Annotated in this window: 10 protein-coding genes and 1 riboswitch; of the genes, 6 read left to right on the forward strand and 4 right to left on the reverse strand. The window is 68.8% G+C overall.

Annotation, left to right across the window (positions count from 1 at the left end; translation table 11 throughout):
* Positions 1-136: 136 nt before the first annotated feature.
* The gene (gene nhaA / locus LRA89_RS20190) at positions 137-1,291 is read right to left on the reverse strand and encodes a Na+/H+ antiporter NhaA (RefSeq protein ID WP_230772807.1); all 1,155 of its coding nucleotides are present in this window, start codon (positions 1,289-1,291) and stop codon (positions 137-139) included.
* A 96-nt stretch (positions 1,292-1,387) separates the two neighbouring features.
* On the opposite strand from nhaA, the gene LRA89_RS20195 reads away from it, so the two are divergent.
* Genes LRA89_RS20195 through LRA89_RS20205 form a run of 3 tightly spaced genes read left to right on the forward strand, consistent with a single transcriptional unit; the run spans position 1,388 to position 4,434 of the window.
* A complete protein-coding gene (locus LRA89_RS20195) occupies positions 1,388-2,755 on the forward strand; it encodes an FAD/NAD(P)-binding protein (RefSeq protein WP_443025022.1) in 1,368 nt (455 codons plus the stop codon).
* A 40-nt stretch (positions 2,756-2,795) separates the two neighbouring features.
* The gene (locus LRA89_RS20200) at positions 2,796-3,650 is read left to right on the forward strand and encodes a fatty acid desaturase (protein WP_230772809.1); all 855 of its coding nucleotides are present in this window, start codon (positions 2,796-2,798) and stop codon (positions 3,648-3,650) included.
* Positions 3,643-4,434 (forward strand): phosphate/phosphite/phosphonate ABC transporter substrate-binding protein, encoded by a 792-nt coding sequence (locus tag LRA89_RS20205; RefSeq protein ID WP_162236499.1) that lies wholly within the window; start codon positions 3,643-3,645, stop codon positions 4,432-4,434. The genes LRA89_RS20200 and LRA89_RS20205 overlap by 8 nt, the downstream gene beginning before the upstream one ends.
* A 4-nt stretch (positions 4,435-4,438) precedes the next feature.
* On the opposite strand, the gene epsC is transcribed toward LRA89_RS20205, so the two are convergent.
* Both epsC and LRA89_RS20215 read right to left on the reverse strand, forming a co-directional pair.
* Positions 4,439-5,356 (reverse strand): serine O-acetyltransferase EpsC, encoded by a 918-nt coding sequence (gene epsC / locus LRA89_RS20210; RefSeq protein WP_056497346.1) that lies wholly within the window; start codon positions 5,354-5,356, stop codon positions 4,439-4,441.
* A gap of 132 nt (positions 5,357-5,488) precedes the next feature.
* Positions 5,489-5,752, reverse strand: a complete 264-nt coding sequence (locus LRA89_RS20215) for a hypothetical protein (protein ID WP_230772810.1) — start codon at positions 5,750-5,752, stop codon at positions 5,489-5,491.
* Positions 5,753-5,955: 203 nt separating this feature from the next.
* Between LRA89_RS20215 and LRA89_RS20220 the strand changes: the two genes are divergently transcribed.
* Both LRA89_RS20220 and LRA89_RS20225 read left to right on the forward strand, forming a co-directional pair.
* Positions 5,956-7,521, forward strand: coding sequence for an amidase (locus tag LRA89_RS20220; RefSeq protein WP_230772811.1), 1,566 nt, complete (start codon positions 5,956-5,958; stop codon positions 7,519-7,521).
* A 29-nt stretch (positions 7,522-7,550) separates the two neighbouring features.
* A riboswitch (cobalamin riboswitch) is annotated at positions 7,551-7,756 on the forward strand.
* A 106-nt stretch (positions 7,757-7,862) separates the two neighbouring features.
* Positions 7,863-8,648, forward strand: a complete 786-nt coding sequence (locus tag LRA89_RS20225; protein WP_230772812.1) for an acyl-CoA thioesterase — start codon at positions 7,863-7,865, stop codon at positions 8,646-8,648.
* 58 nt (positions 8,649-8,706) lie between these two features.
* On the opposite strand, the gene LRA89_RS20230 is transcribed toward LRA89_RS20225, so the two are convergent.
* Positions 8,707-9,300 carry a TetR/AcrR family transcriptional regulator gene (locus LRA89_RS20230; RefSeq protein ID WP_230772814.1) on the reverse strand — a complete coding sequence of 198 codons (594 nt, stop codon included), beginning with the start codon at positions 9,298-9,300 and terminating at the stop codon, positions 8,707-8,709.
* A 152-nt stretch (positions 9,301-9,452) separates the two neighbouring features.
* Between LRA89_RS20230 and LRA89_RS20235 the strand changes: the two genes are divergently transcribed.
* A complete protein-coding gene (locus LRA89_RS20235) occupies positions 9,453-12,851 on the forward strand; it encodes an acyl-[ACP]--phospholipid O-acyltransferase (protein ID WP_230772817.1) in 3,399 nt (1,132 codons plus the stop codon).
* The last annotated feature ends 405 nt before the right edge of the window (positions 12,852-13,256 follow it).

Below are 13,256 nucleotides of genomic sequence, written 5' to 3' on the forward strand. Positions count from 1 at the left end.
TCATACGAGTGCTCGTATGACCAGTCGTCAAACCGAAAACTTCCCGCACCGTCCGCGCCCTCGTCAAAGGCGACAAGCATCCCGGATGCCAATGCTACCGCAAGGCGGCCTGCCGGCCACGCTTACAAAGAGCCTTTCACCGCCGCGCGAGGATCGCCCAGCCGACCAGCCCGGAGAGCAGCGAGCCGCCGAGCACGCCGATCCTGACCGCGTCCATCACCGGCCCTTCGCCAAAGGCGAGGCCGCCGATGAACAGGCTCATGGTGAAGCCGATCCCGCACAGCGCGGCCATGCCCCACACCTGTCGCCAGCCCGCATGGTCGGGCATGGTGGTCAGCCGGAGACGCACCATCGCCCAGATGGTGGCGAAGATGCCCGCCTGCTTGCCGAGGAACAGCCCGGCCATGATCCCGAGCGGCAGCGGCGCGATGAGATCGGCGGGGCCCGTCCCGGCGAACGATACGCCGGCGTTGGCGAAGCCGAACAACGGCACGATGGCGAAGGCGACCCACGGCTGGATCGCATGTTCCAGCCGTTCGAGCGGCGGCGTCTGGCCAGTCCCACGCAACGGAATCGTCAGCGCCACCGCGACTCCGGCCAGCGTCGCATGGACCCCCGACAGCAGCACCGCGACCCACACCCCGGCCCCGACCAGCAGATAGGGGACGAGTGAGCGGACGCCCATCCGGTTGAAACCAAGCAGAATCGCCAGCCCGGCGATCGCCAGCGCGAGCGGCACGACCGCGATCGACTCGGTATAGAAGACGGCGATGACGACGATCGCCAGCAGGTCGTCGATCACCGCGATCGCGGTCAGCAGCACCTTGAGCGACAGCGGTACGCGCGGTCCCAGCAGCGCGACGATGCCGAGCGCGAAGGCGATGTCAGTCGCCGCCGGGATCGCCCAGCCGCGCAGCGCCGGAGTGCCGGCGTTGATCGCGCTGTAGAGGAGCGCCGGCACCGCCATGCCCGCTACCGCCGCCGCGCCGGGCAGGATACGCTGGTCCCACGCCGACAATTGTCCGGCGATCAGCTCGCGCTTCACCTCCAGCCCGATCAGCAGGAAGAACAGCGTCATCAGCCCGTCGTCGATCCAGTGGCGGATGCTGAGCGGCCCGACATGCGCCTCCAGTCCCGCGAAATAGGCCGGGGCGGCCGGCGAATTGGCGACGAGCAGCGCCAGCACCGCCGCGCCGAGCAGCACCAGCCCCCCGGCGGCCTGTCCGGCGAAGAAGCGGCGGATCGCGCGGGTGGCACGGCGCGGCCGCGAGGATGGCGACGGGGAGGACATCAGGCTTACACTCGCGTTCGGGGCGGTCGCTGCCCCTTTGCCCGCTGCCGCCCGCTTCGCCTATAGCCGCCGGACCACCCGCCGTGCCGGAGGCCGATGATGACCTTGCCCGACCCCCATGTCCTGATCGTCGGCGGCGGTGCCTCGGGCACGTTGCTCGCCGTCAATCTGTTGCGGCAGGAGGGGCCACGGGTGACGCTGGTCGAGCGCCGGCCAGGGCAACTGGCGCGCGGCGTCGCCTATAGCGCGGCGGACGACAGCCATCTGCTCAACGTGCGCGCGGCGAACATGAGCGCCTTTCCCGACGATCGCGATCATTTCGTCCGCTGGTTGGGTCAGGCGGGGCTGGGCGACGGGCGCAGCTTCGTGCGCCGGACGGTCTATGGCGCGTATCTTCGCCACCTGCTCACCGATGCGAAGGCGGTGGCGGGCGATCGGCTGACGCTGATTGCCGATGAGGTCGTCGCGCTGACGGAAGGCAACGGCGGCGTGACCGCGCGTTTCGCCGACGGGCGTGAAGAAGGCTTCGACCGCGCGGTGCTGGCGCTCGGCAACCTGCCGCCGCATCCGCCGGCGGGGATCGATCTCGCAGCCTTGCCCGCCGGGGTCTATCGCGACGATCCATGGGCGGGCGACATCGCCGACGGCCTGTCGGCCGATGATGCGGTGCTGTTGCTGGGATCGGGGCTGACCGCCGTCGACGCCGCGCTGCTGCTCGAAAGGCGCGGGTTCGCGGGGCGCATCACCGCCATGTCGCGCCGGGGCCTGCGCCCGCGCCCGCACGACGATTCCCAGCCGCCGGTGGCACCGCGTAGCGAAAAGCCGGCGCGCAGCGTCTCCGCGCTGGTCCGCGAGGTGCGACAGGCGGCGGCAGGCGACGGCTGGCGCGGCGCGGTCGATGCGCTGCGGCCGGTGACGCAATTGCTGTGGTCGGGGGCGGACGGGGCCGAACGGCGACGGTTCCTGCGCCACCTGCGGCCGTTCTGGGACGTGCATCGCCACCGGCTGGCCCCGGCGGTCGGCGCGCGGATCGATGCGATGGTCGCCGCCGGCCAGTTGCGCTTCGCGGCGGGCAAGCTGGTCGAGGTGACGGGCGCGGGCGATGCCGCGCTGGTCCGCCATCGCCCGCGCGGGCGCGATACGGTCGAGACGGCGCGCTATGCCCGGATCGTCAACTGCACCGGGCCGCAGGGCGATCTGTCGCGCAGCCGCGAACCGTTGCTCGAACAATTGACCGGCGTGGGGCTGATCCGGCCCGATGCCTGCCACCTCGGGATCGATGTCGATGCCGCGACCCGGACGATCGGCGCGGACGGCAGCGCCACCCCGACCCTGCACGCGATCGGCCCGATGACGCGCGGCATGTGGTGGGAAGTCGTCGCGATCCCCGACATTCGCGTACAGTGCTGGACGCTCGCCCGGAGCCTCGCGAACACCCACTGGGTCGGCGGCGAGGGGCTGTAGCAGGGGTTGTCATTATTTATCCCATCGATATGATGGGAATATGAAACGGACGACTGGGATTGAATGGCCGACGCTCGCACTGGCGGTGGCGATCTATGGCGGATGGATGGCGGTGACGGCGGCGCATGCGCTGATCCCGGTGCCGTTGCTGATGCTGGCGGGCGGCTGGTTCCTCGGCTGGCACGGATCGTTGCAGCATGAGACGATCCATGGTCATCCCACGCGCCATCGCCGGGTCAACGACCTGATCGGTGGCGTGCCGCTGTCGCTGTGGCTGCCCTATGGCGTGTATCGCCGGACGCATGTCGCGCATCATCGCTCGCCCGAGCCGACGCATCCGCGGCATGACCCGGAGTCGCGCTATGTCGCGGGCGATGGATTGACCGCGCGGATCGCGCGGGTTCGATCGACGCTGGTCGGGCAGATGATCGTCGGACCGGTCGCCAGCATCGCGCTGTTCCTCGCCGACGAAGCCGCGCGGGCATGGCGGCAGCCGGCGGCGTTCGCGCGCGAATGGGGGCCGCATCTGATCGGCGTCGCGCTGGTGCTGGCGTGGCTGCGCGTGGTCGAATTGCCGATCCTGACCTATCTGGCCTGTTTCGTGTTGCCGGGGCAGGCGGCGTCGTTGCTGCGCGGCTATGCCGAACATCGCGCCGATGCACCGGGGCCGTCGCGCGCGGCGACGGTGGTGTCGCGCGGGCCGCTGGCCCTGCTGTTCCTCAACAACAATCTTCATGCCGCGCATCATGCCGATCCGGGCGCACCGTGGTATCGCCTGCCCGCCGTGGAGGCGCGGCGTCACGGACGGGGCGAGCCGCGCTATCGCGGCTATCGCGACGTGATCCGCCGGTTCGCGTTCCATGCCCATGACGCGGTGCGCCATCCCCGTGGATGAGATCGCATGGCTCGGCATGTACGACCATGGCGGACAGCAGGCGGCGAACGATCGCTTGTGGGCGACGATCCGCGATCACCTGCGCGATGTCGGCGTGCGGCGGGTGGTGCCGGCGACATTGACGCGCGGGGTGGTGACGGCGGCGGTGTGGGGCCATCCCCGGCTGTTGCTCGGCATGATCTGCACCCGGCCATGGGCGCTGGAGCATAGTGGACTGCGCCTGCTCGGCCATCCGGCCTATGCCGGGACCGAGGTCGCGGGGGAACACCGCAGCCTGATCGTGGTGCGGCAGGGCGATCCCGCGACCGGGCTGGCCGATCTGCGCGGGCGGCGGGTGGCGATCAACGATGCGGGGTCGAATACCGGCGTGGCGCTGCTGCGCGATGCGGTCGCGCCGCTGGCGTCGGGCGGGCGGTTCTTCGGCGATATCGTGACGACCGGGGCGCATCGCGAGAGCGCGCGGGCGGTCGCGAACGAAGAGGCGGATGTCGCATCGATCGATGAAGTGACGTTCGCCGCGCTCGCCCGGTTCGAACCCGAACTGACCGGACGATTGCGCGTGCTTGCCCGCAGCGCGCCGGCCGCGACCCCGGCGTTCGTCACCGCCGCCGCGACGCCGATCGAGGTCGTCGCCCGGCTGCGGATCGCGCTCGAACGGGCGGTGGCCGACGCGCCGGAGGAACTGGGCATCACCGGTCTGGTCGCGAGCCGGCCCGGTCTGCGCGAGCATATTCTGGCACAGGACGCCGCCGCGCGGGCGGCGGGCTACCCGGTCCTCGCCTGAAGCGTCAGCGCGGTGCCACGACCGCTTCGGGTTGCAGTACCAGACTGCGCGGCGGTACGTCGCTCAGCAGCCACACGTTGCCGCCGATCACTGTGCCGTCGCCGATCCGCACCCTCCCCAGAATCGTCGCCCCGGCATAGATCAGCACGTCGTCGCCGATGATCGGATGGCGCGCCTCGCGTTCGCCATGCGGGCCGCGTTCGGGTTCGTGGCCGTTGGCGCGCCGTCCGCGCCCGCCCAGCGTCACATGCTGATAGAGGCGGACGCGCGCGCCGATCACCGCCGTCTCGCCGATCACCACGCCGGTGCCATGGTCGATGAAGAAGCTGGGGCCGATCGTCGCGCCCGGATGGATGTCGATTCCCGTGCGTTCGTTGGCGAGTTCGGACACGATCCGCGCGACGATCGGCGCGCCCAGCGAATCGAGTTCATGCGCGATCCGGTGGTGCAGGATCGCGGTGGCGCCGGGATAGCAGATCAGGATTTCATCGACGCTGCGCGCCGCCGGATCGCCGCGAAAGATCGCCGCGACATCGGTATCGAGCAGCGAGCGGATGCGCGACAGCGTGCCGGCGAACAGCCGGACGATCTGGCGCGGCCGGTCCGCCCCGGCGACCAGCCCCTGCACGTCGTGCCAATAGGCCAGTTCCTGTGCGATCTCGTCTTCGATCAGGTGCAGCGCCTCGCCGATCCGGTCGGCGACGAAGGCGTCCTCGTCCGCCGCATCGCCGCGAAACCGGCCGATCCGCGCCGGGAACAGCGCGTCGGCGAGCAGCGATACCGCGCGCGCCAGTGGACCCCGCGAGGGAAAGCGTGCCGGGGCGGGGCGGCTCGGCTGGGCATGCCGCCATGCCGCCCGCGCGGCGGACAGCGCGCGCACTGCCTGTTGCACCGCTTGGGTATGATCGGCATCGGCGGTCATCGGGCATCCCCTTCGTCGGATACAAAGCGGCCGGGCGACGGATCGCCCGGCCTTGAGGCTACGCTTGGTCGCTTAGGGAGCCTCACCAGAGCGTTGACGGTGGCGGGCGGCCGTGGGCGGCCGCCGCCGAAATCAGAGGCCGGCGCCGTTCTCGATCGCATTGCCGATCGGGTCGGCAGCGTTCAGCCCGGCGCCTTCGAGCGGCTCGCCGGCGTTGCCATAAGCGGTGTCGTTCAGCAGCGCGGCGTCATTGCCGAAGGCCGCATCGTTCGCCGGCAGCTCGTCGATGGTCGTCAGGTTGGTTTCGGCGACCGAATTGTCGACGCCGTTTGATCCCGAACACCCGGCGACGCCCGCCGCCAGAACCAGTCCGAATGCTGCAACGATGGTCTTCAACCTGCTTCTCCCGAAATTCGCCGGTCGCGGTCGCCCCCGGCGTCGCGAGCCGCCTTTGCTGGCGGTAGGGCTATCCTAGCCGGCTGGCGGACGATGGCACTATTCCCATTCGTTTAGTGGGATAATGTTTACCTTTAGGCGACGTGACAAGAATGCTGGCTTGGCCGACACTCGCCGACGATGATGGCTGGACGGGGATCGATATGCGCAAGGCCGCGGTACTATTCGGGTTATTGGTGGCTGCCCCGGCAATGGCGCAAACGGACCGGGTAGAGGAACGTAGCGCCTCCGCGCTGGCGGACGACATGGCCGCCGGCCGCACCACCGCCGAGGCGCTGACCCGCGCCTATCTGACGCGGATCGAGGCGATGAACCGCAAGGGGCCGAGCCTGCGCGCGGTGATCGCGATCAACCCGCAGGCAGTCGCCGAGGCGCGCGCCCGCGATGCCGAGCGGCGCGCCGGGCAGTTCCGTGGACCGCTCCACGGTATACCGGTGCTCATCAAGGACAATATCGAGACGCGCGAGAATGCGACGACGGCCGGCAGCCTCGCGCTCGCCGACAATCGCACCGGGCGCGATGCGCCGGTCGTCGCGCGGCTGCGCGCGGCGGGCGCGGTGATCCTCGGCAAGACCAACCTGTCGGAATGGGCCAACATCCGCTCGAACGCCTCGATGAGCGGGTGGAGCGCGGTCGGCGGTCTTGTGCGCAATCCCTATGCGCTCGATCGGACGTCGTGCGGGTCGTCGTCGGGCACCGGCGCGGCGATCGCCGCCAGTTTCGCGGCGATCGGGGTGGGCACCGAAACCGACGGGTCGGTCGTCTGTCCCTCGGCGATGAACGGGCTGGTCGGGCTGAAACCGACGATCGGCCTCGTCAGCCGGACGCATGTCGTGCCGATCAGCCATAGCCAGGATACGCCAGGGCCGATGGGACGCAGCGTGCGCGACGTGGCGCTGCTGATGACCGCGATGGCTGGCAGCGACCCCGCCGACCCGGCGACGCAGAGTGCCGACACCCGGCGGCGCGACTATGCCGCCGGCCTGTCGGCGGGCGCGCTGCGCGGCATGCGGATCGCGGTGTTGCGCCCGGCGATGCCCAAGGCGCTGGCCGACGCCTATGACCGTGCGCTCGGTTGCCTGCGCGGCGCGGGCGCGGTGCTGGTGGAGGCGACGCTGCCCGACCTGCCGGGACTGGGCGAGCAGGAGCTGACGGTGCTCAAGGCCGAGTTGAAGGCCGACCTCGACGCCTATCTGGCGACGACCCCGGCGAGTGTGCGGACCCGGACGCTGGCCGACGTGATCGCCTTCAACGAACGCGAAGCGCCACGCGAGCATCGCTATTTCGGGCAGGAGCTGTTCGTCGCGGCGCAGGCGATGCCGGGGCTGGACGATCCCGCCTATCGCAAAGCGCGCAGCGATGGGCAGGCGCGGGCGGCGGGCGCGATCGACGGCGTGCTGACGGCGGCGAACGCGCAGGCGATCGTGTCGCCGACCTATGGGCTGCCATGGCTGTCGGACCCGGTGAACGGCGACCAGTTCTCCGGCCCGTCGGCCAGCCAGTTGCCGGCGATGTCGGGCTATCCGCATCTGACGGTGCCGATGGGGCTGGCGCTTGGCCTGCCGGTCGGGCTGTCGTTCATCGGAACGGCGAACAGCGATGCGCTGCTGATCGGCGCGGGCTATGCCTATGAACAGGCCGCCGCCGCGCGGGTCGCGCCGACCTATGCCGAGCATGTGCCCGACAATCCGGGGACGGCGCGCGACTGATCGCGGTTGACGCGGGGGACGCACCGGCCGAAGGGCAGGGGGTTCGAGGTTCTTCGGCCGGCGTCGCCGGGCGGAGCTAAGACGGGAAGCCGGTGCGATGCCGGCGCTGCCCCCGCAACTGTAAGCGGCGAGTGGACGACCCCCTGCGTGTCACTGGTGCCTCGCGTGCTGGGAAGGCCGGGTCGCTCCGCACCGACCCGCGAGCCAGGAGACCTGCCTTGGACGCCATACCACTCACCGGCGGGGTGCCCGGTCGGGTCGCGTCATCGCCCGCCGTCGGTGTGTCCGGCGGTATCGCATCGCGTCCGGTCCGCGTCTCCGCTCCAGTATCGAGAACGCCCGTGACCGACACCCCATCCTTCGACCTGCAACCGCCGGCCAGCCCCGTCCGGCTGGTCGACATCGTCTTTCCCGGCGATACCAACCATCACGGCACGCTGTTCGGCGGGGTGGCGCTGGCGCATATGGATAAGGTCGCGTTCCTCGCCGCCTCGCGCCATGGCCGCGCGTCGTTCGTCACCGCATCGTCGCAGAAGATCGATTTCGCGCAGCCCGCCCGCCACGGCGACATTGTGGAAGTGACCGGGCGGGTCGTGCGGGTCGGCACCAGTTCGCTCGACGTCGAGGTCGAGCTGGTCGCCGAGGCGCCGGTGTCGGGTGAGCGGCGGCTGTGTACGCGCGGGCGCTTCACGCTGGTCGCGGTGAAGGATGGCGGGGTTCGCCTGCCGCTGCCGCCGGTGCCGGCGTATGACGAGGAACCGACCGACGTGCTGCGCATGGTCGACATCGTGTTCCCCACGCAGACCAGCCATTACGGCACGCTGTATGGTGGCGATGCGCTGAAAATGATGGGCAAGGCCGCGTTCATCGCCTCGACCCGCCATGCGCGCGGGGTGATGGTGATGGCGGCATCGGACCGGATCGATTTCACCTCGCCGATCCGCGAGGGCGAAATGGTCGAGCTGAGCGCGCAGGTGCGGATGGCGGGGCGCAGTTCGGTACGGATCGGCGTCGACCTCGCCGCCGAGGACCTGCTGACCGGGGCAAGGCGGCACGCCGCCACCGCGCTGTTCACGATGGTCAGCGTCGATGCGGCTGGCCGGGCGACGCCGTTTTCCGGCGGTTAGGCTGGTGAAACCGTCGCCTTGGCAAAGGACGTTGGTTTCGAGGTAGCGTGATCGGCCGCTACCCCCCTGCCGCCGCCAGCGTTTCGCGCACGCGCGCCAGCGCGGCGGCTTCGGGTGCAGCCTCGCCCATCAATTCCCATGCGCCGCTGATCGCGAAGGCGCAGTGGCCGTGAACGGTGGCGATCAGCGAGCGGGCAAGTGCGACCACCGCGTCGTCGATCGGCCGGCCGAGCGCCCCGGCGACCTCCTGCACGACGATCTTGGTGAGCAGGCCGCGCCCGGTCTCATCCGCTTCGCTCAGATTCATGTCGGGCGGCAGGCGGTGGTCGTAGATCGCCGTCCACAAATGGGTGTGCTCGCGCGCGAAACCGAAATAGCCGTCGACCAGCGCCGCGATCCGATCGCCATCGCCGGCTGCCAGCCGTTCTTCCAGATACGCCGCCCACAGCCCGAAGCTGCGGGTATTGATCGCCGCGATCAGCCGGTCGGCGGTGCCGTGGACATTGTGGATCGTGCCGATCGAATAGCCGATCCGCCGTGCCACCTCGCGTGCCGAAAAGCCGCTCAACCCCACTTCGGCGACAAGGCCGGACCCGGCGTCGAGGATCAGGGTTTCGAGTTCGCTGCGGCTATGATCGGATCGGCGGCCCATGCCCCCTTTCTAAAACTAAAATTGAGCGCCGTCCAATTATTATATTGAGCGATGCTCATTTATCATTATGATCGCGACTCGTAATCGGATCGGCCCGGCCGGTCCCGTTAAGCTTTTGCCGCTATCGCTCACGTTCGAGGGAGCTTTTGATCATGTCCGCACCTGATCTGTCGCTGCTGGGCAAGCGCCGCTTCGCACCGTTGTTCGCCGTCCAGTTCCTGGGCGCGTTCAACGACAATCTGTTGAAGTTCGCGCTGCTGTTCCTGGCCAATTTCACGCTGTACCGCGCCGCGCCCGACAAGGCGGAGCTGCTGGCGACGGTGGCGACCGGGCTGTTCATCCTGCCCTATTTCCTGCTGTCGGCGCTGGCCGGGCAGTTGGCCGACAAATGGGACAAGGCGCGGCTGATCCGCTGGATCAAGGCGGCCGAGATCGCGATCATGACGCTGGCGCTGGCCGGTTTCTGGTTTCAGTCGGTGCCGGTGCTGCTGACCTGCCTGTTCCTGATGGGGGTGCACTCGACGCTGTTCGGGCCGGTCAAATATTCGATCCTGCCGCAACAGCTCGGCAGCCATGAACTGATGGGCGGCACCGGGCTGATCGAGGCGGGGACGTTCCTCGCGATCCTCGGCGGGCAGTTGCTCGGCGGCATCCTTCCGGCATGGGAGGCGGGCCTGGTGGCGGTCGGCATCGCCGTGCTCGGCTTCCTCGTCAGCCTTGCCGTTCCGTCCGCCCCGTCGCAGGCGCCGGGGGTGCGGATCGACCGCAACCTGTGGCGTGGCACCTGGGACATCCTGTCGGTCGCGCGGGCCGGGCGCGGGGTGTGGCTGGCGATCCTCGGCATTAGCTGGTTCTTCGCGATCGGCGCGATCCTGCTGTCCGAATTCGCACCGCTGGTCAGCGGCACGCTGCACGCCGGGGCAGGGGTGGTGACACTGTTCCTGCTGGTGTTCTCGGTGTCGGTCGCGACTGGTTCGCTGGTCGTCAACAAGCTGCTCGGCGGCGAAGTGTCGGCGCGCTACGTTCCGGCGGCGGCGCTGGGCATGGCGGTGTTCCTGATCGACCTGTGGATCGCGACGCGCGGCTTCGCGCCGGGCGTGGCGGGCGCGGACGTGCCGGCGTTTCTCACCACACCGGGCAGTTGGCATATCCTTGTCGCGCTGGCGGGCATCGCACTGTCGGGTGGGGTGTTCATCGTGCCGCTCTATGCCATCCTGCAGGTCCACAGCGAACCCGCCGAACGCTCGCGGGTGATCGCGGCGAACAACATCGTCAACGCGATCGTCACCGTCGCGATGGTCGGGGTCGTCACCGGCCTGCTCGCCTCGGGCACGTCGGTGCCGGGAGTCATCGGTGCGATGGGGTTCGCGACGCTGGCGGTGGCGTTGATCTCGTGCTGGCTGCTGCCCGAAACGGTGTTCAAGGCGTTGATCCGGGCGCTGCTGGTGCTGCTCTACCGCGTCGACGTGCATGGGCAGGAGAACATGCCGCGCCCCGGCGAGCGGGCGGTGGTGGTCGTCAACCACGTCTCGTTCCTCGACGGATTGCTGCTCGCCGCGTTCCTGCCGGGCAAACCGACCTTCGCGGTCGCCACCCGCATCGCCAGGGCATGGTGGGTCCGGCCGTTCCTTGGCCTGTTCGATGCCTTTCCGGTCGATCCGACCAACCCGATGGCGGCCAAGGCGATGGTGAAGGCGGTGCGCGAGGGGCGGACCCTGGTGATCTTCCCCGAAGGCCGCATCACCGTGACCGGCGCGTTGATGAAGGTGTTCGACGGCCCCGGCATGGTCGCCGACAAGAGCGACGCGCCGATCGTGCCGGTGCGGATCGCCGGCGCGCAATATACCCCGTTCTCGCGGCTGAAGGGCAAGGTGCGGCTCAGGACCTTCCCGAAGATCGACCTGACGATCCTGCCGCCGCGCCGGTTCGAGGTAACGGGCGACACCGCCCGCCAGCGGCGCGCGGCGGCGGGGGCGAAGCTGTACGACGTGATGAGCGACATGATCTTCGCCACGTCGGATACCGACCGCACGCTCTATCAGGCGCTGGTCGACGCGAGCGACATCCACGGCAGCCGTACCCCGATCGTCGAGGATGTGAAGCGCGAGTCCGTTAGCTACGGCCGGTTGCTGACCGGCAGTATCGCGCTGGGCCGGGCGTTCGCGCCGATCACCGCGCCGGGTGAGGCGGTCGGGCTGCTGCTGCCTAACGTCAACGCCGTGGTGGCGAGCTTCTTCGCGTTGCAAGGGATCGGCCGGGTGCCGGCGATGCTCAACTATACCGCCGGTCTCGCCAGTCTGCGTGCGGCCTGCACCGCGGCGGAAGTGCGCACGATCGTCACCGCGCGGGCCTTCGTCGCGCAGGCCAAGCTGTCCGAAGTGCTTGCCGGACTCGAGGCGGAGGGACTGCGGATTCTCTATCTTGAGGATGTCGGTGCTAGCATCGGCCGGCTTGCCAAACTGCGCGCGCTGATCGCCGCGCGCTGGGCGGGACAGCGTCATCGCCGCTACCGGGTATCGCCCGACGCGCCGGCGGTGATCCTGTTCACCAGCGGATCGGAAGGGCTGCCCAAGGGCGTGGTGCTGACCCATCGCAACCTGCTCGCCAACTGTCTCCAGCTCTCGGCGCGGATCGATTTCAACTCGAGCGACGTGGTGCTGAACGCGCTGCCGGTATTCCACAGCTTCGGGCTGACCGGGGGCACGCTGCTGCCGATCCTGTCGGGGGTTCGGACGCTGCTCTATCCCAGTCCGCTGCACTACCGGATCGTGCCGGCGCTTGCCTATGACGCCAATGCGACGATCCTGTTCGGCACCGATACCTTCCTGTCGGGCTATGCGCGGATGGCGCACGGCTATGACTTCTATTCGCTGCGCTACATCTTTGCCGGGGCTGAGCGGGTGCGCCCCGAAACCCGCGCGACCTATGCCGAAAAATTCGGTCTGCGCATCCTCGAAGGCTATGGCGCGACCGAGGCGGCGCCGGTGATCGCGGTCAACACGCCGATGCACTTCAAGGCGGGCAGCGTCGGCCGGCTGCTCCCCGGCATGGAAGCGAGGATCGATCCGGTTCCGGGGATCGCAGCGGGCGGTCGGCTGTTCGTCCGGGGACCGAACATCATGGCCGGCTATCTGAAGGCGGATGCGCCGGGACTGCTGCAACCGCCCGAGAACGGCTGGCACGATAGCGGCGATATTGTCACGATCGACGCGGCGGGGTTCGTCACGATCAACGGTCGCGCCAAAAGATTCGCCAAGATCGGCGGCGAGATGATCTCGCTCCCGGCGGTCGAGGGCTATGCCGCGAAACTATGGCCGGGCGCGGACCACGCGGTCGTCACTCGGCCCGATCCGCGCAAGGGCGAGCAACTGGTGCTGTTCACCACCCGCACCGACGCGACCGTCGCGGCGCTGCAGGAATGGGCGAGGGCGAATGGCGTGGCCGAACTGGCGATCCCGCGCGACCTGCGGATCGTCGAGGCGCTGCCGGTCCTTGGAACGGGCAAGCTGGACTATGTCACGATGGGCGAATGGGGGGCGGGACGGTCCTGATTCGAATCGGAATCGCCCGATTCGCCGTAGCAGGGCGTCGCGAAGCGCCCTGATCCAATGCCTGGTTCCCTCGCAAACCCTCGTCCAAGTCCCTGAACTGCAACGGAGTGGCCATAAAAGTGAAAAGAGTTGTTGACGGTTTGGCGGGGTGGGCTTAGAGGGCTGTTCACCGGACGGGGCGACACACTGAGTTGCTTCGGAAGGGTAGAGAAAAGCAGGCGACGCGACGGATCTTACCGAAAGGGAGGTTGGTATGCGACGCCGGTATTTTCGTCTGGTCTTTGACATTGTTGATGTAGATGAAGGGACATGTGGGCGGCGGCTTGCGGTCTTGCGCATTCAAGGTGCGTGAGTTCGTTTAAAGCTAAGTCGGTTCATATGTCTCGTTACAACCACCATATTGTA

The sequence above is a fragment of the Sphingomonas sp. Leaf4 genome (assembly GCF_920939515.1).
In the GTDB taxonomy this organism is placed as follows: Bacteria; Pseudomonadota; Alphaproteobacteria; order Sphingomonadales; family Sphingomonadaceae; genus Sphingomonas.

What these genes read in the sequence shown, in the direction of transcription:
- LRA89_RS20220 (WP_230772811.1), top strand. Translation starts at nt 5,956, where the DNA reads ATGCGCAAGGCCGCGGTACTATTCGGGTTATTGGTGGCTGCCCCGGCA.
- epsC (WP_056497346.1), bottom strand. Translation starts at nt 5,356, where the DNA reads ATGACCGCCGATGCCGATCATACCCAAGCGGTGCAACAGGCAGTGCGC.
- LRA89_RS20230 (WP_230772814.1), bottom strand. Translation starts at nt 9,300, where the DNA reads ATGGGCCGCCGATCCGATCATAGCCGCAGCGAACTCGAAACCCTGATC.
- nhaA (WP_230772807.1), bottom strand. Translation starts at nt 1,291, where the DNA reads ATGTCCTCCCCGTCGCCATCCTCGCGGCCGCGCCGTGCCACCCGCGCG.
- LRA89_RS20200 (WP_230772809.1), top strand. Translation starts at nt 2,796, where the DNA reads ATGAAACGGACGACTGGGATTGAATGGCCGACGCTCGCACTGGCGGTG.
- LRA89_RS20195 (WP_443025022.1), top strand. Translation starts at nt 1,388, where the DNA reads ATGATGACCTTGCCCGACCCCCATGTCCTGATCGTCGGCGGCGGTGCC.
- LRA89_RS20235 (WP_230772817.1), top strand. Translation starts at nt 9,453, where the DNA reads ATGTCCGCACCTGATCTGTCGCTGCTGGGCAAGCGCCGCTTCGCACCG.